This is a genomic window from Pseudomonas sp. R32 (genome assembly GCF_009866705.1).
Taxonomy (GTDB): domain Bacteria; phylum Pseudomonadota; class Gammaproteobacteria; order Pseudomonadales; family Pseudomonadaceae; genus Aquipseudomonas; species Aquipseudomonas donghuensis.
In genome coordinates, this window is the sequence record NZ_CP019396.1 from 1,799,720 (window position 1) to 1,821,695 (window position 21,976).

Genomic DNA, 21,976 nt, shown 5'->3' on the forward strand with positions numbered 1-21,976 from the left:
ATTGTCGCCAAGGCCGCGACGGCTGTGGCCTGGCGCGGCATAATCCTCGGTTAATCCGCCTGGGCTTGAATAAGGCCTTTCATGACCGAGACCCGACCATGCACGTATTGCTCTGCGAGGATGATGACCTGATCGCCAGCGGCATCAGCGCCGGCCTGACCGCCCAGGGCATGACCGTCGACCGGGTGGCCAGCGCCAGCGCGGCCCAGGCCATGCTCCAGGCCGCAGCATTCGATGTCATGGTGCTCGACCTGGGCCTGCCCGACGAAGACGGCCTCAAGCTGCTGCAGCGCTTGCGTCAGCAGGGTCATTCATTGCCGGTACTGATCCTCACCGCCCGCGATGCGGTCACCGATCGGGTCGAGGGCCTGCAAGCCGGTGGCGACGACTACCTGCTCAAACCCTTCGACCTGCGCGAGCTCGCCGCACGCCTGCACACCTTGTTGCGCCGTGCGGCCGGGCGGGCGGTGAACGTCATCGAACACGGCCCGCTCAGCTACGACCCCAGCAGCCGTGAAACCTGCCTGGGCGGCCAGCCGGTCGACCTCTCGCGCCGCGAGCAGGCGCTGTTGCAGGCGCTGTTGCACAACCGTGGCCGGGTGTTGTCCAGCGAGCAGCTCAAGGACAGCGTCTACGGCTTTGGTGACGAGGTCGAGAGCAATGCCCTGAACGTGCATATCCATCACCTGCGGCGCAAGCTGGGCAACGGTATCGTCGAAACGGTGCGTGGCCTGGGTTATCGCCTGGGGCCGGCGCAATTGCCGCAGGAGCCGCAACCATGACCCTGCGTTTGCGCCTGACCCTGATCCTGGGTACCGCCTTCATCGTCATCTGGGTGCTGGCGGCGGCGTGGATGCTGCGCGACCTGCGCATGCAGATGATGTTCTCCCTCGATCAACGCCTGGTGGCCTCGGCGCGCATGGTCGCAGGTCTCGTCGACCAGTTGCCGCAGCCGTTGTCGAGCAAGGGCGAGGGCACGCGCCTGAGCGCTGATCAACTGAGCGTCGACGGCATGGCCTGCCAGGTCAGCTCGCTGCGGGGTGAAATCCTCGCCCGCAGCCACAACAACGAACAGACCCTCGACGACCAGCGCAGCGGTTTTCACGACCAGACCATCGATGGTGCGCGCTGGCGCAGTTTCACCTATGCCCATGGCGATGTACGCATCACCACCGCCGACCGCCACCAGGAGCGCGAGGCCCTGAACCGTTCGATCCTGCTGGCGGCCTCGGCGCCGGTGCTGATGGCCTTGCTCGGCAGTCTCGGTTTGCTGTGGATGGGGGTTGGCAAGGGCCTGGCGCCGCTCAACCGCATGCGCGATGCCTTGCGCCGGCGCAGCCCGGATTCCCTTGAGCCGCTGCAGGTGCGCGGCCTGCCCAGTGAGCTGCAACCGTTGCTGGAAACCCAGAACCAGCTGTTCCTGCGCATCGGCCAGACCATCGAGCGCGAACGGCGGCTGACCGATGATGCCGCCCATGAGCTGCGCAGCCCGCTGACCGCGATCAAGACCCACCTGCAGGTGGCCCGGATGACCGACGGCGAGGTCCGCGAGCAGGCGCTGGAGCATGCCGAACAGGGCGCTGATCGCCTGCATCGGACGCTTGAGCAATTGCTCCTGCTGGCGCGGGTGGAAGGTCGCCTGTCGTTCGAAGATGGCCTGCAATGCAATGCCGAGCAGATCGCTCGCCAGGCGATTCAGGACACCGGCATCGACAACGCCCGGCGTATTGATCTGCAGCTGGCACCCGGTGCGGCCCAAGTCTACCTCGGCATGCCCACGCCGCTGGCGGTGACGGCCTTGCGCAACCTGCTCGACAACGCCCTGCGGCATACCCGCGCAAGCGCACCCGTGGAGTTGGCGGTGCAGGTGGAGCAGGACCGGGTGGCGTTCCTGGTCCGCGATCACGGCCCGGGCATTGCCGACCAGGACCTTGAGCACCTGACCGAACGCTTCTGGCGCAACAGCCAGAGTGGCGGTTGCGGGCTGGGCCTGGCCATCGTCCAGGCGATCGTCCAGCGCTGCGCCGGCAGCTTGCGCTTTGACAGCCGCAGCGATGGCTTGCGGGTACTGCTGCAGATTCCATTGCGCACACGCGCGCAATGAGGGGCTGTGTACTGCGGGCCAGAAAAAAACCTCAGCGGTGACAGCCAAGCGGCTAAATCCTCGCGGCGCTGAAGCGTTTTTCAAGCGATAACAACCCGCACCCATCTGGTAACAGGCGCGTGACGGGCACATCCGCTTGCTTGCGAGGGTTTTCCCCGATGTCAGTCGCTATCAGCCTTGCCCAGGCGCACCCGGTGTCTTCGGACACCCTGGCTCCTGAAACACTTTACGCATTCGACGAATCGCCGTTACTGGCCCGACAGAACCAGCAGGAATCCAATGCCCGCAGCTACCCGCGGCGTATCCCGCTGGCGCTCAAGCGTGCCCGTGGCCTCTATGTCGAGGACGTCGAAGGGCGTCAGTTCATCGACTGCCTGGCCGGTGCCGGCACCCTGGCCCTGGGCCACAACCACCCGGTGGTGATCGAAGCGATCCAGCAAGTGCTGGCCGATGAACTGCCGCTGCATACCCTGGACCTGACTACGCCGGTCAAGGACCAGTTCGTCCAGGACCTGTTCAGCCTGCTGCCTGAGCAACTGCGCAGCGAAGCGAAAATCCAGTTCTGCGGGCCGACCGGCACCGATGCGGTGGAAGCGGCGCTGAAACTGGTCCGCACCGCCACCGGGCGCAACACCGTACTGTCGTTCCAGGGTGGCTACCATGGCATGTCCCAAGGGGCGCTGAGCCTGATGGGGAGCCTGGGGCCGAAGAAACCGCTGGCGGCCCTGCTGGCCAATGGCGTGCAGTTCCTGCCGTACCCTTATGACTACCGTTGCCCTTTTGGCTTGGGCGGCGAGGCGGGTGTGAAGGTCAACCTGCACTACCTGGAAAACCTGCTGAGCGACCCGGAAAGCGGCGTGCAATTGCCGGCGGCGGTGATCGTTGAAGTGGTCCAGGGCGAAGGCGGGGTGATTCCGGCGGATATCGAGTGGCTACGCGGTGTGCGGCGTATCACTGAAAAAGCCGGTGTAGCGCTTATCGTCGATGAGATTCAGAGCGGCTTTGCCCGCACTGGCAAGATGTTCGCATTCGAGCACGCGGGCATCACCCCTGACGTCGTGGTGCTGTCCAAGGCCATTGGCGGTAGCCTGCCGCTGGCGGTGGTGGTTTACCGCCAATGGCTGGACACCTGGCAGCCAGGGGCGCATGCCGGCACCTTCCGGGGTAACCAGATGGCCATGGCCGCAGGCTCGGCGGTGATCAATTTCCTCAAGGCGCATGACCTGTGTGCGCACGCCGAGGAAATGGGTGAGCGTCTAGCCGGCCATCTGCGGCGTCTGCAGCAAGACTTCCCGCAGTTGGGCGACATCCGTGGCCGTGGCTTGATGCTGGGTGTCGAGCTGGTCGATCCCAATGGCCGGCTCGATACCCAAGGGCATCCGCCAGTCTGCCCGCGTCTGGCACCGCTGGTGCAGCGTGAATGCCTCAAGCGCGGTTTGATCCTCGAATTGGGTGGCCGTCAGGGGGCGGTGGTGCGCTTCCTGCCGCCGCTGATCATCACCGCTGAGCAAGTCGATGAAGTGGCCGGACGGTTTGCCCGTGCCGTCGGCGCGGCGGTGGCGAGCTTGTAAACCTCCGTTATGGAAAAAAGCCAGGTGCAGTGCACCGGGCTTTTTTATGGTTCTTAACGGAGTCCTGGGTTGGGATGCTGAGGTTGTGGGCTTATCCATTCGGTGTGGCGCCGCTGCTGGCAGCGGCGCCACAGCAAATGGATAAGCTCGCAGCCGGAACAAGCCAAGCCAAGCCAAGGATCCTAGCCCCCCAGGATTCCGTGAAGAACCTTAAATTTACCCTTTCAGGATACGTCCTAGCTTGGATAAAGCCTGCTTCATGGCTGATACGGGTAGGACGATGACGATTTCGCGACGAGGATTCATAGCTGGTCTGGCAGTGGCGGGCGCGACCGTGCCAGCCGCCTACTATGCGCACAAGCAACTGACCCATGATCCCGAGGACGATATCGTGACCCCCGGCGAGGCCAGCGTCGAGCTGGCCGATAGCGCTGGCCAGCAATTGGCCGATCAGTTGCGTGGGGTCTGGGAGCTGCGCTTTGACGGTGTCGATGGCGGCCTGGCCGGCTTACCTCGCGAAGGCGTGCTGATGTACCTGGACGTCGCCACCAAGGGCCGTGGCCTGCGCGGTTATGTCGATCGCGAAAGCGTCCTGCGCAGTGATGGGCCGGCAGCTTACCGGGTGCTGGGTGACTTGCTGGCGGCCTCTACGGCCACGGTGCGCTGGCGACTGATGAGCAACCTGGGTGGGCCGGGCTACGAATGTTCGGCGAGCCTGGATGAAGTCTGGGGCAACTTCGGCAATGCCGGCAGCGGTACCCTCAGTGGCCGCTTGCAGCCGCTGGATCGTTCTATGGCGTTGCCCTTGGCCGACAGCCGTTTCGTCGCCGTCAAACGTCTGTTTCCCGAGGCCCGTGAGCGGTTGCCCTATACACCGCAATTGCAGGCGTGGCTGATCAGCCCCGAGCACCGGTTGTTCCATCAACTCTGGCATGCCACCCGTGACAAGTGGCACCGCTTGCCGAAAGAAAAGCACGGTGCCTTGCGCGGCCTGGGCTGGCAGCCTGGCCCGCGCGAGCGGGAGCGTGATGCCCGAGGCCCGCGCAAGCATCGCAATGGCTCGGGGGTGGACTTTTTGTTCATGCACCGACACATGCTGGGCACTGCCCGCTCCATGCAGGACCTGCCTTCCTGGAGGCATTTCCCCTTGCCGCAACCCAGTGTCGAGCACGACCGCCAGGGCTTTGCCCGCTACTACGATAACCACGATGGCTACTGCGTGCCGCCCGGGTGGCGGGCGCCGGGCGATGAGGCTTATGGCCAGTGGGTCTCGGCGATCAAGGCCGGGGAGACGTTCTGCAGTAACTTTCAGGTCTGGGAGTCGCAGTACCAGGACCCGCTGTACCTGTCGAAGCTGACCCTTGGCACGTTCGGTTCGGAGCTGGAGATGAACCTGCACGACTGGCTGCACATGGGCTGGGCCTCGGTGCCACGTGACCCGGTCAACGGTGCTCCGGTTCCCTTTGCGCGTGATCCGGCCGATTTTGCCGGGCGTTGGTTCGGAGCAGAAAACGACTTTCTCGGCGACCCGTTCTCGTCCCATGTGAATCCGGTGTTCTGGGGCTTTCACGGCTGGATCGATGACCGCATCGAGGACTGGTTCCGGGCCCACGAGCGCTACAACGCCGGGCAAGTACGGCGTCTTGAGGTCAATGGGGTGCAGTGGTTTGCCCCGGGACGCTGGGTCGAAGTCGATGACCCGTGGCTGGGGCCAGTGACCCATGGTTGCAGTACCACGCCAGGGATGTTCCCCGGCAAGTCGGTGGAAATGGATGTAGAGACCATGAAGCTGGCCTTGCGTATCACTTTTGGTGAGGACGACAAGATTGGCGACCTGGTCCGCCGGGTACCGCAACGGCCCTGGTATGCGCGGCATCTGTCATTGCGCGGGATTGTTTCCTGATTCCTTGTATTGGGCCTGCTTTGCAGGCCATCGCCGGCAAGGCCGGCTTGTGTCTTGAGGTAGGAATAGAATCAGAAGTGAGAGCGGTGAATGGCAAGCTGCACGCCGGTAGTGCTCAAAGCACGTGTGGGAGCAAAGCTGCCATTCACCTCTCCACTCTGGCCCGAGCCCGAACAGTTGATTGAGCGCCTCTCGAATCACAAGCGTGGGCCAAGCCAGAGCGCTCTCACAACTGAGTGTAAGAGGGTTCAGCCATGTTGTCTTCTGTTGGAATCGACACTGCCAAAGCCACTTTAGAGATCTGCATCAAACCTCAAAAAATCCGCTTCGAAGTGGCCAACAACTCCGCAGGCTTCGAGGCGTTGCTTGAGCGTCTGAAGGACTTCAATATCAGTCGAGTGCTGATCGAAGCGACAGGCGGCTACGAGAAAGATGTGTTGATCGCCCTGGCCTCAGCAGGACTGGAAACCATCTGCATCAACCCAGCCCGTGCCCGAAAATTCGCCGATGCCATGGGTAAAAAAGCCAAAACCGACAAGATCGACGCCGAAGTCCTTGCGGACTTCGCTGCACACCTCAGCGCCCCTCAAGGCCAACCGGTCAGCCCTGAACGCGAAGAGCTGCGAGAGCTGGTGAAGCAGCGCGCCCAATTTGTGCAGAGCCGTGATGACTACAAGCGGCGTCGCCAGCAATGTCGCTCGGCAACAGTGATGGCCCACTTCGATGAGCATATAGAGCAGCTGAAAGTGCTGATCAAACGCCTCGACGAAGAAATTGACCAGGCGATGGTGCAACTTGACGATACCAGGGCGCGTCAGTTGTTGGCGGTGAGCGGAATCGGTCGGGTAACCGCCGCAAATCTGCTCGCCTCACTGCCTGAACTGGGGCAGTTGGACCGCCGTCAAATCGCCGCGCTGGTGGGCGTAGCGCCTTACAACAACGATAGCGGTAGCCATCGAGGGCACCGCCAGATATGGGGTGGCCGGGCGCATGTAAGGCGAGTGCTGTACATGTCGAGCTGGATCATCATCCGCCACAACACGGAATTTAAAGCACGCTACGAAGCACTTCGGGAGCGTGGCAAGTGCGCCAAAGTGGCCCTCGTAGCCTGCATGCGGGTGCTGATCGTCAGGCTGAATGCAATGCTGCGGGACAATACCCCTTGGCGAGTGCAAACAGCCTGATCAAGACAGTTGCTCCCACAGGGTTTGTGCAGGCAGGCCAATGATTTAGCGAACCACCTGCCATCCGCCACCCAATGCCTTGTACAGCGCCACGCTGCCTTGCAACCGGGCCAGGCGCAGTTGTACCTGCTGGTCCTGGGCTTGATACAGCGTGCGTTGGGTTTCCAGTACTGTCAGCAGGGTCTCGGCACCCGCCTGGTAGCGGCGCTCAGACAGTCTGAAAGCGATCTGCGCCTGCTCCACTTCCTCATCCTGCGATTGGCGCTGCTGGTCGACGCCACTGATGCCATTGATGGCCCTTTCGACATCGGCAAAGCCGTTGATGATGCTGCTGCGGTAATTCTCCAGCAGTTCATCCTGCTTAGCGCGGGCTTTGTCGCGTTCGGCGCGCAAGCGGCCGTTGTTGAAGATCGGCGCAGCCAACCCGGCACTCAAGGTGTAGTAGGGGCTACGCATCACCTGGGTAAAGGTATCGGCGCCTGAACCCAGGTCGGCGCCCAGGGTCAGGCTCGGCAGCATCGCCGCGCGGGCTACCCGTACGTCTGCCTGGGCGGCGGCCAGGCTGGCTTCGGCAGTGGCGATATCCGGACGGCGGCTAAGCAGCTCGCTGGGCACGCCGCTGCCGATTTGCGGCCAGTTCAGGCGGGTGATCGATTCTTCAAGGGCGGGCAGCGCCTGCACTGGCTCGCCGAGCAAGGTCGCCAGGGTGATGCGCGCCTCCTGCAACTGCTGCTCGAACAGTGGTACCTGGCGTTGCTGGCCGGCAACCAGGCTGCGTTGCTGGGCTAGTTCCAGGGCGGTGGCCGAGCCGGATTGATAGCGGGTTTCGACCAGGCGCAGGACATCCTCGGCATTACTCAGATTGAGGCGGGCAATATGCACCTGCTCTCGCAGGGCCAGGCTCTGCAGGTAGCTGTTGGCGACGCCGCTGAGCAGGGTCAGTTCGACGGTCTGGCGATCGAAACGGCTGGCATCCAGGTTGAACAGGGCGCTGTCGCGTGCGGCAGTCTTGCCGCCCCAGAAGTCCACTTCGTAGCTGGCGCTCAAGCGGGTGCCGAACGAGGTGCTGGTGCGTTCGCGGCTGCTGGCATCGAGCTGGTCGAAGCCGTTGCCATGCAGCAGGCGTTGGCGTCTGGCATCGAGGCCGAACTTGAGCTCGGGCAACAACGGCGCGCCGGCAATGACCGCCGAAGCCTGGGCCTGGCGAATACGCGCTGCGGCAGCGGCCAGGTCGAAGCTGTTGCGCCTGGCCTGTTCGATCAGTTGATCAAGCGCGGGGCTGGAGAACTGCCGCCACCAGTTCTCGTGGGGCAGCGGGGTGCTGGTCGCCTGGCCTTGCCACTGCGCTGGCGCCTGCAGGCCGCTTGAAAGTGTAGGGGCGGTCGACGTGCAGGCGGCAAGCACCAAACTGATCGAGAGGAAACTGAGACGGCAGGGCAGGTTCATGGATTATTCGCTGGTTAGGGCTTTGACCGGGTCGAGGCGGGCGGCTTTGCGGGCCGGCATGAAACCAAACACCACGCCGGTGATCACTGCACAGGCAAAGGCGCCGAGCACGGCGGGCAAGGAGAAGGCCACGGCAATATCGGCCAGGAGCAACACGCCGCCAATCAACAGCGCCAGGGCAATGCCGGTCACGCCGCCGACCATCGACAGAAGCACCGCTTCACTGAGGAACTGACGCAGGATGTCGCGCTGGCGGGCGCCGGTAGCCATGCGGATACCGATCTCGCGGGTGCGCTCGCGAACCGTCATCAACATGATGTTCATCACCCCGATGCCACCCACCAGCAAGGAGATGGCGGCGATCGAACCCAGCATCAGCGACAAGGTGTTCTGTGTCCGTGCTTCGGCCTGAATCAGCGCCGCGTCGTTGGTCAGCTCGTAGTCGTGCTTGCCATGGTGGAGTTTGCGCATCAGTCGGTCGATGGCCGCTTCAGTGTCGGCCACGCGCCGCGAGTCGGCGGCGGCGATGGTCACATACTCCGGGTCGCGGCTGCCGAACAGGCGGATTGCCGCAGCCGAGTAGGGCACCACGATGCGCGCGTCGCTGTCCTGGTCCCCGGAGCTGGCGCCTTTGCCGGCGAGCATGCCAATCACCTGGAAGGGCACGTTTTCGACCAGGATGTAGTGGCCGATGGGGTTGGTACTGGCGCCAAACAGCTTTTCGCGTACTTTCTGGCCAATCACGGCGACGGCTGCGGCGTGCTGTTCGTCGGCTTCGGTGAAAAAACTGCCCTCGACCACCGGCCAGTTGAAAATCTCGGGAAAATACGTGTTGTTGCCGCCGACATAGAACTGTTGGTTGTTGCTGCCGTAGCGCACCATCAGTTTGCTGCCGATCACTGGCATGATCATCTTCACCTGAGGCAGGCTGGAGACTGCGGCGACATCATTGAGGGTTACGACCCCGGCAGGTTCGCGCAGGGTCGGCGCGCTACCGCTGAGGTAAAGAATGTTCGAACCGAAGGCGGCCATCTGCGCCATGACCTGGCGCTTGCTGCCTTCACCGACGGCCAGCATGACCACCACCGACGCTACGCCGATGACGATCCCCAGCAGGGTCAGGGCGGTGCGCAAGCGGTTGATCCACATGATCCGCCAGGCCGCTTGCAGGGCTTCGACCAGCTCGCCTTTCCAGGCGCCGTTCAGGGTCGCGCCCTGGCTCAGGCGCTGGCGCAGGTCTTCGGCCCGCAGCCCGCGAGTGCCGGGTTCGGGGCAGGTCTGTTGCGCTGCCGAGTCGCTGAGCACCAGCCCGTCGCGAATCTCGATGACCCGATTGGCCCGTGCCGCGACTTCGCGGTCGTGGGTGATCAGGATCACCACATGGCCCTGGCTGGCCAGTTCGTCGAGCAGTGCCATCACCTCGGCGCCGCTCTGGCTGTCCAGCGCGCCGGTTGGCTCGTCGGCGAGGATGATGTGCCCGCCGTTCATCAAGGCGCGGGCGATCGACACCCGTTGCTGCTGGCCGCCGGACAACTGGTGCGGGCGGTTACCGGTGCGGCTGGCCAGGCCCAGGCGCTCGAGCAGGGCGGCGGCGCGGGCGTGGCGTTCGGTGGCGGGGGTGCCGGCATAGATCGCTGGCATTTCGACGTTTTCCTGGGCCGAGCCCGAGGCGATCAGGTGGTAACCCTGGAAGACAAAACCAAAGGCCTCCCGGCGCAGCCAGGCCAGTTCGTCAGTGTCGAGCTCGGCAACGTCCTTGCCCGCAAAGTAGTAGCTGCCTGAGGTGGGGCGGTCCAGGCAGCCGAGGATGTTCATCAGCGTTGATTTGCCGGAGCCGGAGGCGCCGACAATGGCAACGAACTCGCCCGGGTGGATGGCCAGGCTGATACCGCGCACCACCTCGACCTTGGGCGTATCGATGCCGCCATAGGATTTGCGGATATCGCGCAGTTCGATCAGGGGCGTGGACATTCAACCCCCGCTCGCGGCGGGTGCGCCGATCAGCAGGCGCTCGCCTTCGGTCAAGCCGTCGAGCACCTGTACCCGCAGGCGGTCGCTCAATCCGGTGCGCACCTGGCGCTGGTTGACCGTACCGTTGCTGTCGAGTACCTGGGCGATGCGCAGGTCATTGCCATCGGCGTGTTCATCCAGTGCCGCCACCGGCACGGTCAGCACCTTGCTGGCGCGCCCGGCAACAAAGAACACCTGGGTGGTCATCTGCGCCATCAATGCGTTGTCCGGGTTGTCGACATCCAGCAGCACGGTGTAGAGCACCACCTTGCTGCTGGCGCCACTGCCGCTGGCACTGGCCGGGCTGCCACCGCCCTGGCTGGTTTGATCGAGGGGTTTGGGCGGCACCGGTAGAATCTGCCGCACACTGCTGGCCCAGCGCCGTTTGCCGCCGGCCAGGGTGGTGAAATAGGCCGTCATGCCAGGCTTCACGTGGCCGATATCGGCTTCGGAGACCTGCGCCCAGACGGTCATGGGCGACAATTTGGCAATGCGCAGGATCAGCGGGGTCTGCTGCTGGGCGTTGAGGGTCTGGCCTTCGCGAGCATCGACAGCGACCACGGTGCCGGACATCGGTGCATAGATGCGCGTGTAGCCCAGCTCGGCTTCATCGCTGCGCAGGTTGGCCTGGGCCTGGCGGATTTGTGCGCGATACATGTCGATGCGCGCCTGGGTCACCTTGAGTTGGGCCTGGGCACTTTGTAAGTCCTCTTCGCGGGTTGCCCCGCCAGCGGCAAGGTTGTGCTGGCGCTTGTACTGTTGCTCGGCCAACTGGTATTGGGCCTTCTGCTCATCGAGCTGGGCGTTGAGGTTTTCGATCGAAAAACGCCCGGCATCCAGTTTGGCCTGCTGGGTCGAAGGGTCGATTTCCACCAGCAACTGGCCTTCCTTGACCTGGTCGCCAACCTCCACATGCAGTTTGCGGATCTGTCCGGACGCCTGGGCGCCAACGTCCACATAGCGCCTGGGTTGCAAGGTGCCCAGGGCGGTGACGCTGCTTTCGATATCCCCGCGGGTGACGGCCACGGTACTGAGCGGGTCGCTGCCGGCTGGCAGGGTTGTCCAGGCGAGCAGGGCGCCGAGGCTTAGCAGGCCGAGGCTGTAGAGGGCCGCGCGGCGGCGAGTGGAAGAACGTCTCATGCAGGGGTTCCAGCCAGAAGGTAGGGCCCGTGACTTCACCCTGGCGGTATGACTCGACAGGCACGGGAGGCTCCCAGGTAAACGAGGTGAAGGCGTTGGAATTTACCGGGGTGCGAGGTGCTTGCTGAGAATAATTATAATTTGTATTATTGCATTCTGCCATCATTCAGACCCGCTTAACCCAGAGCCAAGGGAATTCCCGCAGATGTCGCGGCCAGGTGTTGTGTTGGAAAGCTACTATCGCGAACTGGTGAGTTTCCTTTGTGCCCGCCTGGGTAACCGGCAGGCCGCTGAAGACGTTGCCCACGATGCCTATATCCGGGTACTGGAGCGCACTGGCGGGAATGACATAGAGCATCCGCGCGCGTTTCTCTACCGTACGGCCCTGAACCTGGTGATCGACGGTCATCGGCGCGGGCTGCTGCGCCAGGCCGAGCCACTTGAAGTGCTCGATACCGATGAGCGTTTCTTTTCTCCGGCGCCGTCCCAGAGCATGGACCTCAACCAGCGCCTGGACCTGATGCAGCGTGCCCTGGCCGAGCTCAGCCAGCCTTGTCGCGAGTGTTTCCTGCTGCGCAAGCTCGATGGCCTGTCGCACCCGCAGATTGCCGAGCGCCTGGGTATCTCGCGCAGTCTGGTGGAAAAACACATTGTCAATGCCATGAAACACTGCCGGGTGCGGATGCGCGAATGGGAGTCGCAGTAAGGCCAGGCGCGGGGCGGATGTGAAAAATTCGTGGTGACGTTGCTTGATTTCTGCCCGATTCCCGACAACTATCAATACAGACCCTTTATCTGGCGGGTGCTCGCCAATAGCCTGCAATTGATGAGTGGCGCAGTATGGTCAAGGAACATCGCTAACGCTGTTTGCCTTGGTCATAGACAATGCCGAACAAATCGCTGCGAATACTGATCGCCGACGAACATCCGATGCAGTTGCTGCAACTGGAGCGCATGCTCAATGGCATGGGCTACTACCGCATCGCCCCGGTCGAGAGTTTCGAAGATCTGCAGCGCCTGGTGCAAAGTGCATTGCAACCGTTCAACCTGCTGCTGGGCAATATCGACCTGGCCAGCCATGCCGGGGTCGACCTCGAGCGCTTTTGCCAGGTCAACCCGTTGATTCAGCACGCGTTGTTGTATGAATCGCAGCATTTGAAGATCCCCGCCATTCCTGACAGCCAGCGCCGGGCAGTTAGCGTCAGCCTGCCCAAGGTCCCGGACAACGAAACCATCCAGTCCTTCATGAACATCATCGATTCGCCGCAGGTGCTTGGGCGCTTGCCCGCCGTTGCCGAGCGCGCTGCCAACCAGGGCTATGCCCCGCGGCGGATGAACTTCGCCCAGACCGCGTTTTCCCGTCAGTCCTAGGCCTGTCCCGGCCTTTGCGCTGGGTACGGTCGGTCGGCATTTGCTATCCTCTTGCGTTTGCCCTGGCGCCCGGTCGCGCCGGCTTCTGTTCATTTGCGGATACCTCTATGACTGCCACTGACCCTGCACGCCCGTTGCAGCTGTCGCGCCGCGATCACAAGACCCTGAGCCTGGCGGCGTTGGGCGGGGCGCTGGAGATCTACGATTTCATCATTTTCGTGTTCTTCGCCCTGACCTTGAGCCAGCTGTTCTTCCCGCCGCAGATGCCCGAATGGCTGCGCTTGCTGCAGAGCTTCGGGATCTTCGTCACCGGCTACCTGGCGCGGCCGCTGGGCGGCATCCTGATGGCCCATTTTGCCGATCATCTGGGGCGCAAGCGGGTGTTCAGCTTGAGCATCCTGATGATGGCCCTGCCGTGCCTGCTGATCGGTGTCATGCCGACCTACGCCGATATCGGCTATGCGGCGCCGCTGATCTTGCTGGCCTTGCGTATCCTGCAAGGGGCAGCGGTGGGCGGCGAGGTACCGAGCGCCTGGACCTTCGTCGCCGAGCATGCGCCGCCCGGGCGGCGCGGCTATGCCCTGGGCTTCCTGCAAGCGGGGCTGACGTTCGGCTACCTGCTGGGCGCCTTGACTGCGACGGCGCTGGCACAGCTGTTCAGCCCGCAGGAAATTCTCGATTACGCCTGGCGCTACCCGTTCCTGCTCGGCGGTGTGTTTGGCGTGATTGGTGTGTGGCTGCGCCGCTGGCTGAGCGAGACGCCGGTGTTTCTCGCCTTGCGCGAGCAACGTGAGCAGCCGCCGGCCTTTCCGCTGCGTACCGTCCTGCGTGACCATCGCCGCGCGTTGATTCCGGCTGCGTTGCTGACGTGCGTGCTGACGTCGGCGGTGGTGGTGCTGGTGGTGATCACCCCGACGGTGATGCAGCAGCGTTTTGCCATGAGCGCCGGGCACACCTTTGCCTTGAGCAGCATGGGTATCGTCTTCCTTAACATCGGTTGTGTGCTGGCGGGTTTGCTGGTCGACCGTATCGGCGCCTGGCGGGCGCTGATGTTCTACAGCCTGTTGCTGCCGCTGGGCATTGCCGGTCTCTATGCCAGCCTGGTCAGTGGTTGGGGCTGGACCGGGCTGGCCTATGCGCTTGCAGGCCTGGCCTGTGGGGTGGTGGGGGTGGTGCCGTCGGTGATGGTCGGGCTGTTCCCGGCCCAGATCCGTGTGTCGGGGATTTCCTTTACCTACAACATTGCCTACGCCCTGTGGGCGAGCACCACGCCGTTGCTGCTGATTGCCCTGATGCCGTGGAGCCCATGGGTATGTGTCGGCTTTTGTCTGGTCATGGGCGCGGTGGGTGTGCTCACGGCGATGTACTTCGGCGCACGCGAGGCGCTGGCCTTTGAAGATCAGGCGGTACGCTGCTGAGTTCATCTGCTGTGACAATCGTTACTCGCTGAATGACCGCTGATCGGGCACCCTGAGTTGTTCGCAGAGGTCAGATTGGCCTGATGCAAAGCATAAAAAAGCCCCCTGGCCACAACGGCGAGGGGGCTTTTTTTAGCTGCCAGCGGACTTACATGTTCGGGTAAGTCGGGCCACCGGCGCCTTCCGGGGTGACCCAGGTAATGTTCTGCGAAGGGTCCTTGATGTCACAGGTCTTGCAGTGCACGCAGTTCTGGGCGTTGATCTGGAAGCGCTTGCTGCCGTCTTCCTGGGTGACCACTTCGTACACGCCGGCCGGGCAATAGCGCTGCGCCGGTTCGTCGTACAGCGGCAGGTTGGTGGCGATCGGGATGCTCGCGTCAGCCAGTTTCAGGTGGCATGGCTGCTCTTCTTCATGGTTGGTGCTGGAGAGGAACACCGAGCTCAGCTTGTCGAAGCTCAGCTTGCCATCCGGTTTTGGATAGTCGATTTTTTTCGAGTCGGCGGCCAGCTTCAGGCAGGCATAGTCCGGCTTGGTGTCGTGCAGGGTGAACGGCAGCTTGCCGCCGAACCAGTTCTGGTCGACATAGTTGAACGCCGCGCCGAAGATCGGACCGAACTTGTGCATGGCCGGGCCGAAGTTACGGCTGGCGAACAGCTCTTCATGCAGCCAGCTGGCCTTGAACGCTTCGACGTAGCTGTTGAGCTGGTCGCCGCCTTCGCTGCCGGCCAGCAGGGCATCGGCCACCGCTTCGGCGGCGAGCATGCCGGACTTCATCGCGGTGTGGCTGCCCTTGATCTTGGCAAAGTTCAGGGTGCCGAGGTCGCAACCGATCAGTGCACCACCGTTGAAGACCATCTTCGGCAGCGAGTTCAGGCCGCCTTTGCTGATGGCGCGGGCGCCGTAGCTGATGCGCTTGCCCCCTTCGAGGTACTTGCTGATCACCGGGTGGTGCTTGAGGCGTTGGAACTCATCGAACGGCGACAGGTAGGCGTTGCTGTAGGACAGGTCGACGATCAGCCCGACCACTACCTGGTTGTTTTCCAGGTGGTAGAGGAACGAGCCACCGGTATTTTCGGGGCTCATCACGTCCAGCGGCCAGCCGGCGGTGTGCACCACCAGGCCCTGTTCGTGCTTGGCCGGATCGACTTCCCAGATTTCCTTGAGACCGATGCCGTAGTGCTGGGTGTCGGACTCGCTGTCGAGGTTGAAGCGCTTGATCAGCTGCTTGCCGATATGGCCACGGCAGCCTTCGGCGAACAGGGTGTACTTGCCGCGCAGTTCCATCCCTGGGGTGTACAGGCCTTCTTTGGGGTTGCCTTCACGGTCGACACCCAGGTCGCCGGTGATGATCCCGCGGACCACGCCGTTCTCGTCGAACAGCGCCTCCTGGGCGGCGAAGCCCGGGTAGATCTCCACGCCCAGGTTCTCGGCCTGCTGGGCCAGCCAGCGGCACAGGTTGCCCAGGGAGATGATGTAGTTGCCTTGGTTGTGCATGGTCTTGGGCACGAACAGGTCGGGGACCTTGATCGAGCTGCCAGCATCCTTGAGCACGTAGATGTCGTCGCGTTTGACTTCGGTGTTGAGCGGCGCGCCGAGCTCTTTCCAGTCCGGGAACAGTTCGTTCAGGGCGCGCGGTTCGAATACCGCACCGGAGAGGATGTGGGCGCCGACTTCCGAGCCTTTCTCGACCACGCAGACGCTGATTTCGTTACCGGCTTCGGCGGCCTTCTGCTTCAGTCGGCAGGCGGCGGACAGGCCAGCCGGGCCAGCGCCGACAATGACCACGTCGAATTCCATGTATTCGCGTTCCACAGGTTCTCTCCTACTCAAGGCTCATCGGTTTTTCTTTGTTGGCGGGTGTCAGGCGGTCATTTTTCAGACGCTCGGGTTGTAGCTCGAGCGATGACGGACTACACCGCTTTCTCTTGGCCGCGCATTATATCTACACCACTCACGGGGTCCAATACAAACGTTTGTTTGAATTTGCCCCAGCCCAGTAAAATCAAAGAAGCGCGGCTTGAAGCTGACCGGTTTGCCGTATTGACCGGATTGGGCGTTACGGTCAAGATACGAGCGGTTTTGCGCTCGCCGTAGGCTGACCGCCGGATGCAGGAGCACCCCTAAAAACCAGGCGAAAAGCAGGGTAGTTACGCCACAACCCGCTTTGTAGTGGAGTTTACACGCCACGACAAATAATGACCCACGGGTTTTGCAACTGACAGGCCGAATCGAGACTGCTGGGTCAGGGTTAAATTCGTCCACCTGTGATCGTTTTTAGAGGTGCCCTTGTACCCACGCGCAATCGCCGGGTTTGTCCCAGGCGACATTCTTTTCACCGGAGAGTAACGAGGAATCCATGAAGGTTCTTGTAGCTGTCAAACGAGTGGTCGACTATAACGTCAAGGTTCGCGTCAAGGCGGACAACTCCGGCGTCGACCTTGCTAACGTCAAGATGTCCATGAACCCCTTCTGCGAAATTGCCGTAGAAGAAGCCGTGCGCTTGAAAGAAAAGGGCGTTGCGAGCGAGATCGTCGTCGTTACCGTCGGCCCGGCCACTGCTCAGGAGCAACTGCGTACTGCCTTGGCACTGGGTGCCGACCGCGCCATCCTGGTCGAATCGGCTGAAGAGCTGACTTCGCTGGCCGTGGCCAAGCTGCTCAAGGCAGTGGTCGACAAAGAGCAACCGCAGTTGGTGATCCTTGGCAAGCAAGCCATCGACAGCGACAACAACCAGACCGGCCAGATGCTGGCGGCACTGAGCGGTTACGCCCAGGGCACCTTCGCCTCCAAGGTCGAAGTCGCTGGCGACAAGGTCAACGTCACCCGTGAAATCGACGGCGGCCTGCAGACCGTTGCGCTGAACCTGCCAGCCATCGTCACCACCGACCTGCGCCTGAACGAGCCGCGCTACGCGTCGCTGCCGAACATCATGAAGGCCAAGAAGAAGCCGCTGGAAACCGTTACTCCAGACGCGCTGGGCGTTTCCACCGCCTCCACCAACAAGACCCTGAAAGTCGAAGCGCCGGCTGCTCGCAGCGCTGGCATCAAGGTCAAGTCGGTTGCTGAACTGGTCGAGAAACTGAAGAACGAGGCGAAGGTAATCTAAATGACTATCCTGGTTATCGCTGAACACGAAAACGGTGCCGTTGCCCCGGCCACCCTGAACACTGTTGCTGCTGCCGCCAAGATCGGTGGTGACATCCACGTGCTGGTCGCAGGCGCAAACGTCGCTGGCGTCGCTGAAGCTGCGGCCAAGATCGCCGGCGTTGCCAAGGTGTTGGTTGCCGACAATGCCGCCTACGCTCACCAGCTGCCGGAGAACGTTGCGCCACTGGTCGCCGAGCTGGGCAAGGGCTATAGCCACGTGCTGGCACCTGCCACCTCCAACGGCAAGAACATCCTGCCGCGCGTTGCCGCGCTGCTGGACGTCGACCAGATCTCCGAGATCATCTCGGTTGAATCGGCTGACACCTTCAAGCGTCCGATCTACGCCGGTAACGCCATTGCCACCGTGCAATCGAACGCTGCCGTCAAGGTCATCACCGTACGTGCCACCGGCTTTGACGCCGTTGCCGCCGAAGGTGGTTCGGCTGCCGTTGAAGCCGTCGCTGCTGCCCACGACGCGGGCAAGTCGGCGTTCGTTGGCGAAGAGCTGGCCAAGTCCGACCGTCCAGAGCTGACCGCTGCCAAGATCGTCGTTTCCGGCGGTCGCGGCATGCAGAACGGTGACAACTTCAAGCACCTGTACGCCCTGGCCGACAAGCTCGGCGCTGCCGTTGGCGCTTCGCGCGCTGCGGTCGACGCAGGTTTCGTACCCAACGACATGCAGGTCGGTCAGACCGGCAAGATCGTTGCACCACAGCTGTACATCGCCGTCGGTATCTCCGGCGCGATCCAACACCTGGCCGGCATGAAAGACTCCAAAGTGATCGTTGCGATCAACAAGGACGAAGAAGCGCCGATCTTCCAGGTGGCCGACTACGGCCTGGTGGCTGACCTGTTCGAAGCCATCCCTGAGCTGGAGAAGCTGGTTTAATCCAGCTGCTTCACTTATAAAAGAGCCCGGTCCGTTCGGGCTGTGCAGGCCTGCCTTGCACAGCCCGTCGGATCGGGCTTTTTCATTCGGGGTAAAAAGATCAGGGAGTCGTTGCATGGGAAGGCGTTGCCGGATAAACACGGCGCTTGTGTTCGCTGCGGTGTTGATGCCGTTGCAAGCCTGGGCGGTGGGTAAGTGCGAGCGGCTGGTGGCCACCGGCAGCCCCGATGCCCCGCCTTATTCGTGGCGCGACCCGCAAGATCCCAAGCACTTGATGGGTGCCAACGTTGATTTGTTCAAGCAGGTCGCCAGCGAGTTGGGGCTCAAAGTCGAAGTCCTCGACAGCGGCAGCCGCAGCCAGGCGCTGGAAGAGGTGCGCAGCGGGCGTGTCGACCTGCTGATCGACTCACCCTTCGCGGTGGCCGAGCTGACCACGGTCGACTATGTTCACCCCGCGTTGCTGAACAATGAATATGTAGTCTGGACCCGCCACGATTCGACGCTGGTGTACAACACCCTGGCCGATTTGCATGAGCATCAGGGCAGCGTCTCGGAAAAGGCGCGGATGACACCCGAATTTACCGCCTATGCAAGGAGTCAATTGCAGCTTGCGCCGGCACAGAACCTGACCCAGGCCTTCCAGAAGCTGCTGCTCGGCCAGGTCGACTATGTGCTGGCCGGTCGCTACGCCGGCATGGCCATGGCTCAGACCCTGGGCATGAGCAACGAGTTGATTGCCCGCGGCTTGCCCCTGGACCGTCCGGGGTTGTACCTGGCGCTGTCGCATAATTCGGCGTGCAATGACGCTTGGTTGCGCGGACAACTGGCAAAAAAACTGACAGAATTGCCGGCCTCCGGCGTGTCCCAGGCGGTACTGCAACGTAATGTCGAACGCTGGAAAGCGCAGATGCAGGCGCCGCTGGATGCCCCTAAACAGTAGGAAGATTGCGTGAGAACTCATTCACTATTCGCCGTTCTGGCGTTGCTGGCCCTGGCCGGGTGCGCCAATGACCCGGCCCCCAATGAACAGCTGCGCTTGTCCGAGCAGGCGCTGGAGCAGGCCAAGGCGGTCGGTGCCACCGATGAAGTGGCCGAGCTGAAGCTGGCTGAAGACAAACTGGCCCGGGCTCGTTCCAACATGACCAGTGAATCCTATCGCGACGCGCGCATGCGCGCCGAGCAGGCCGAGCTCGATGCGCGTCTGGCCGAGGCGCGGGTGCTGACGGTCAAGAGCAAGGAGCAGCTGGACTTGCTGCAGTCGCGGGTCAATCGCCTGCGTAAACAGTTGGGGGAGCAGCGGTGAGTTCGATCAAACCTTTGGTGGCACTGTTGTTGCTCGGCGTGGTGGGCTTGCAGGGTTGTGCCAGCCAGCGCAGCGAGGTGGCGCTGGATGAGGCTACGGCCAAGTTTCAGACGGTCAAGGACGATTCCGACGTGTTGCGCAGCGCGCCGCGTGACGTGATTCGTGCCGGTGAATCCCTGGCCCGTGCCGAGCGCCTGTCCAGTTATCTGGGCACCGGTGCCGATGTGCGTCATTACGCTTACTTGAGCCAGCGCTACAGCGACATCGCCCGTGAGCACAGCAACCTGGTGCTCAATCAGGAACGTCTGGCCAAGCTTGAGCTCGAGCGTCAGCGCCTGCAGCTGGCCCTGCGCGAAGCCAAGCTTGCCAGCGTGCAGCAGCAGGGTAAGTGGCTGGAGGCGCAGATTGTCAGCCTGGCCACCGAGCAGAGCGATCGCGGCCTGGTCATGACCTTGGGCGACGTGCTGTTCGATACCGGGCATGCGGAGTTGAAGAACTCGGCCAGCCGCACCGTGCTCAAGCTGGTGCAATTCCTTCAGCTCAACCCCAAGCGGGTCGTGCGTATCGAGGGCTACACCGACAGCACCGGTACGCCGGAAGACAACCTCAAGCTCTCCCGTGATCGGGCGCAGGCGGTGGCAGATATGCTGATCGATCTGGGCGTCGATGAAAAACGCATCCAGGTCGAAGGCTATGGCGACCAGTATCCGGTCGAGGCTAACGCCTCGGAGCGGGGCAGGGCGCAGAACCGTCGGGTCGAGATCGTCTTTTCCGACGAGAAGGGCAAGCTTGGCGCGGCGCGCTGAGTAATAGATGAAAAAACCCGGAGGCCGCACAGCTCCGGGTTTTTTTATGGGCGATCGCCTGGTTGTGAAAAATGGCACACGCCAGCCTCTGTCACGCAACTGTATTGTCGACTATTCTGCAATCTGTCCCAGTACACTTCGCAACTGTTCCGGTATTCTTGCTCAAAACAGCCGTACAAAAACAACTACATTGCCTGCGTGTCGAGAACTGATCATGACCAACCTGCTGCTTTATCAGCGCATCGCCCAGCAACTGGCCGAAGATATTCGCCGCGGTGTGTATCAGCCAGGGGAGCGCGTGCCGTCGGTGCGCAAGATGAGCTCGCAGCTCAATGTCAGCCATGCCACGGTGCTCCAGGCTTACGCCAACCTCGAAGACCAGGGCCTGATCCGCGCGCGGCCACAGTCCGGCTACTATGTGCACCAGACCCCGGCACTGACCGCGCAGACGCCGGATATCGCCCGGGTCGAGCGCCCCGGCCTGGTCACGCGCAGCAGCATCATCCAGCAGGTGCTGACCGAGGCTCGGCGCGACGGGGTGTTCCCTTTTGGCGCGGCGGTACCCCATGTCGATTACCTGCCGGTGCGGGCGCTGCACCAGCAGTTGGCCAAGGTCACCCGCTTTCATAGCCCACGGGCCTTCAGCTACATGTTCAGCCCGGGCTTTGAGCCCCTGCGTCGGCAGATCGCCATTCGCATGCGCGATGCCGGTGTGGTGGTCGACCCCAGCGAAGTAGTGGTCACCCATGGCTGCGTCGATGCCCTGCAGATGTCGCTACGGGTGCTGACCCGCCCGGGCGACCTGATCGCCGCCGAATCGCCGACTTACTACGGCTTGCTGCAACTGGCCGATTTGCTCGGCCTGAAAGTCATCGAAATTCCCAGTGATCCGTCCACCGGCATCAGTCTTGAGGCTTTGCAGCTGGCCGCCAACCAGTGGTCGATCAAGGCGCTGGTGTTGACCGCGCGCCTGAGCAACCCGCTGGGCGGCACCATCCCGGAAGACCGGCAGAAGCAGTTGCTGCGCCTGGCCTCGGACTTCGATATTCAGATCGTCGAGGACGATATCTACGGCGAGCTGATGTTCGAGCAAGGCAAGACCAAGTCCCTCAAGGCCTTCGATCGGCTAGGGCGGGTGATCTATTGCTCGAGTTTCTCCAAGACCCTGTCGCCAGGGGTGCGAATTGGCTGGATGGTTGCCGGCAAGTACCAGGCGGAAATCCAGCGCTTGCAGACCTTCACCACTCATTCGGCCTGCAGCGTGACCCAGATGGGGGTGGCGTCCTATCTGGAGAACGGCGGCTACGATCGGCATTTGCGCTACATCCGTCAGGAGTATCGGAAGAATCTCAGTGCTTATCAGTTGGCGGTGCAGCAGCACTTTCCTGAAGGTACGCAGATGACCCGGCCCACCGGCGGCTTCATCCTCTGGGTCAGCTTGCCGGGGCGGGTCAACACCCAGGAGTTGCATGTACGGGCGCTGCAGCAGGGCATCAGTATTGCGCCGGGGTTGATCTTCAGTAACACCGAGCAGTTCAACCACTGCATTCGCCTGAACTGCGGCATCCCGTGGAACCGTGAGGCGGAGCGGGCAGTAATGACCTTGGGTATGTTGGCCAGCCAGTTATGCCAAGAATCTGCCTCGGGCGCTTTTTTCTAGACTTGCCAGTCGTGTCAGGAACG

At 62.4% G+C, this 21,976-nt stretch carries 18 protein-coding genes; 14 read left to right on the forward strand and 4 right to left on the reverse strand.

The features are described from left to right. Positions 1-98: 98 nt before the first annotated feature. From PspR32_RS08230 to PspR32_RS08250, 5 genes are all read left to right on the forward strand, one after another. Entirely contained in the window at positions 99-782 is a 684-nt protein-coding gene (locus PspR32_RS08230; protein ID WP_010225961.1) for a response regulator, read from the forward strand. Continuing rightward, a complete protein-coding gene (locus PspR32_RS08235; RefSeq protein WP_010225960.1) occupies positions 779-2,104 on the forward strand; it encodes an ATP-binding protein in 1,326 nt (441 codons plus the stop codon). The genes PspR32_RS08230 and PspR32_RS08235 overlap by 4 nt, the downstream gene beginning before the upstream one ends. Before the next feature lie 158 nt (positions 2,105-2,262). Beyond that, a complete protein-coding gene (locus PspR32_RS08240; RefSeq protein ID WP_100782949.1) occupies positions 2,263-3,675 on the forward strand; it encodes an aspartate aminotransferase family protein in 1,413 nt (470 codons plus the stop codon). 280 nt (positions 3,676-3,955) lie between these two features. After that, positions 3,956-5,578, forward strand: coding sequence for a pyoverdine maturation tyrosinase PvdP (pvdP, locus tag PspR32_RS08245; protein ID WP_159388302.1), 1,623 nt, complete (start codon positions 3,956-3,958; stop codon positions 5,576-5,578). 254 nt (positions 5,579-5,832) lie between these two features. Then, positions 5,833-6,762 carry an IS110 family transposase gene (locus tag PspR32_RS08250; protein WP_159388250.1) on the forward strand — a complete coding sequence of 310 codons (930 nt, stop codon included), beginning with the start codon at positions 5,833-5,835 and terminating at the stop codon, positions 6,760-6,762. A 45-nt stretch (positions 6,763-6,807) separates the two neighbouring features. On the opposite strand, the gene PspR32_RS08255 is transcribed toward PspR32_RS08250, so the two are convergent. The 3 genes from PspR32_RS08255 to PspR32_RS08265 are packed head-to-tail and all read right to left on the reverse strand — an operon-like array spanning position 6,808 to position 11,358. Beyond that, on the reverse strand, positions 6,808-8,208 hold the full coding sequence (locus PspR32_RS08255) for an efflux transporter outer membrane subunit (RefSeq protein ID WP_159388303.1): 1,401 nt from the start codon (positions 8,206-8,208) through the stop codon (positions 6,808-6,810). A gap of 3 nt (positions 8,209-8,211) precedes the next feature. Beyond that, positions 8,212-10,179: a MacB family efflux pump subunit gene (locus PspR32_RS08260; RefSeq protein WP_159388304.1), complete on the reverse strand. Its 1,968-nt coding sequence runs from the start codon at positions 10,177-10,179 to the stop codon at positions 8,212-8,214. Continuing rightward, positions 10,180-11,358 (reverse strand): efflux RND transporter periplasmic adaptor subunit, encoded by a 1,179-nt coding sequence (locus PspR32_RS08265; RefSeq protein WP_159388305.1) that lies wholly within the window; start codon positions 11,356-11,358, stop codon positions 10,180-10,182. A 226-nt stretch (positions 11,359-11,584) separates the two neighbouring features. On the opposite strand from PspR32_RS08265, the gene PspR32_RS08270 reads away from it, so the two are divergent. From PspR32_RS08270 to PspR32_RS08280, 3 genes are all read left to right on the forward strand, one after another. Further along, the gene (locus tag PspR32_RS08270) at positions 11,585-12,064 is read left to right on the forward strand and encodes a sigma-70 family RNA polymerase sigma factor (RefSeq protein WP_010224708.1); all 480 of its coding nucleotides are present in this window, start codon (positions 11,585-11,587) and stop codon (positions 12,062-12,064) included. A gap of 179 nt (positions 12,065-12,243) precedes the next feature. Next, the gene (locus PspR32_RS08275; protein ID WP_010224707.1) at positions 12,244-12,729 is read left to right on the forward strand and encodes a hypothetical protein; all 486 of its coding nucleotides are present in this window, start codon (positions 12,244-12,246) and stop codon (positions 12,727-12,729) included. A gap of 107 nt (positions 12,730-12,836) precedes the next feature. Continuing rightward, entirely contained in the window at positions 12,837-14,147 is a 1,311-nt protein-coding gene (locus tag PspR32_RS08280) for an MFS transporter (RefSeq protein WP_010224706.1), read from the forward strand. Positions 14,148-14,295: 148 nt separating this feature from the next. On the opposite strand, the gene PspR32_RS08285 is transcribed toward PspR32_RS08280, so the two are convergent. Continuing rightward, the gene (locus tag PspR32_RS08285; protein WP_036994401.1) at positions 14,296-15,960 is read right to left on the reverse strand and encodes an electron transfer flavoprotein-ubiquinone oxidoreductase; all 1,665 of its coding nucleotides are present in this window, start codon (positions 15,958-15,960) and stop codon (positions 14,296-14,298) included. Positions 15,961-16,504: 544 nt separating this feature from the next. Here PspR32_RS08285 and PspR32_RS08290 point away from each other — a divergent pair. From PspR32_RS08290 to PspR32_RS08315, 6 genes are all read left to right on the forward strand, one after another. After that, a complete protein-coding gene (locus tag PspR32_RS08290; RefSeq protein ID WP_010224703.1) occupies positions 16,505-17,254 on the forward strand; it encodes an electron transfer flavoprotein subunit beta/FixA family protein in 750 nt (249 codons plus the stop codon). After that, positions 17,255-18,184: an electron transfer flavoprotein subunit alpha/FixB family protein gene (locus tag PspR32_RS08295; protein ID WP_010224701.1), complete on the forward strand. Its 930-nt coding sequence runs from the start codon at positions 17,255-17,257 to the stop codon at positions 18,182-18,184. A gap of 115 nt (positions 18,185-18,299) precedes the next feature. Continuing rightward, the gene (locus PspR32_RS08300) at positions 18,300-19,124 is read left to right on the forward strand and encodes a substrate-binding periplasmic protein (protein ID WP_050990025.1); all 825 of its coding nucleotides are present in this window, start codon (positions 18,300-18,302) and stop codon (positions 19,122-19,124) included. Between the two features lie 9 nt (positions 19,125-19,133). Beyond that, the gene (locus PspR32_RS08305; protein ID WP_010224697.1) at positions 19,134-19,487 is read left to right on the forward strand and encodes a DUF4398 domain-containing protein; all 354 of its coding nucleotides are present in this window, start codon (positions 19,134-19,136) and stop codon (positions 19,485-19,487) included. Continuing rightward, positions 19,484-20,293 (forward strand): OmpA family protein, encoded by an 810-nt coding sequence (locus PspR32_RS08310; protein ID WP_036994404.1) that lies wholly within the window; start codon positions 19,484-19,486, stop codon positions 20,291-20,293. Before PspR32_RS08305 ends, PspR32_RS08310 begins: the two co-directional genes overlap by 4 nt. A gap of 214 nt (positions 20,294-20,507) precedes the next feature. Further along, complete coding sequence (locus PspR32_RS08315) at positions 20,508-21,953, forward strand: aminotransferase-like domain-containing protein (RefSeq protein ID WP_010224694.1); 1,446 nt, start codon at positions 20,508-20,510, stop codon at positions 21,951-21,953. The last annotated feature ends 23 nt before the right edge of the window (positions 21,954-21,976 follow it).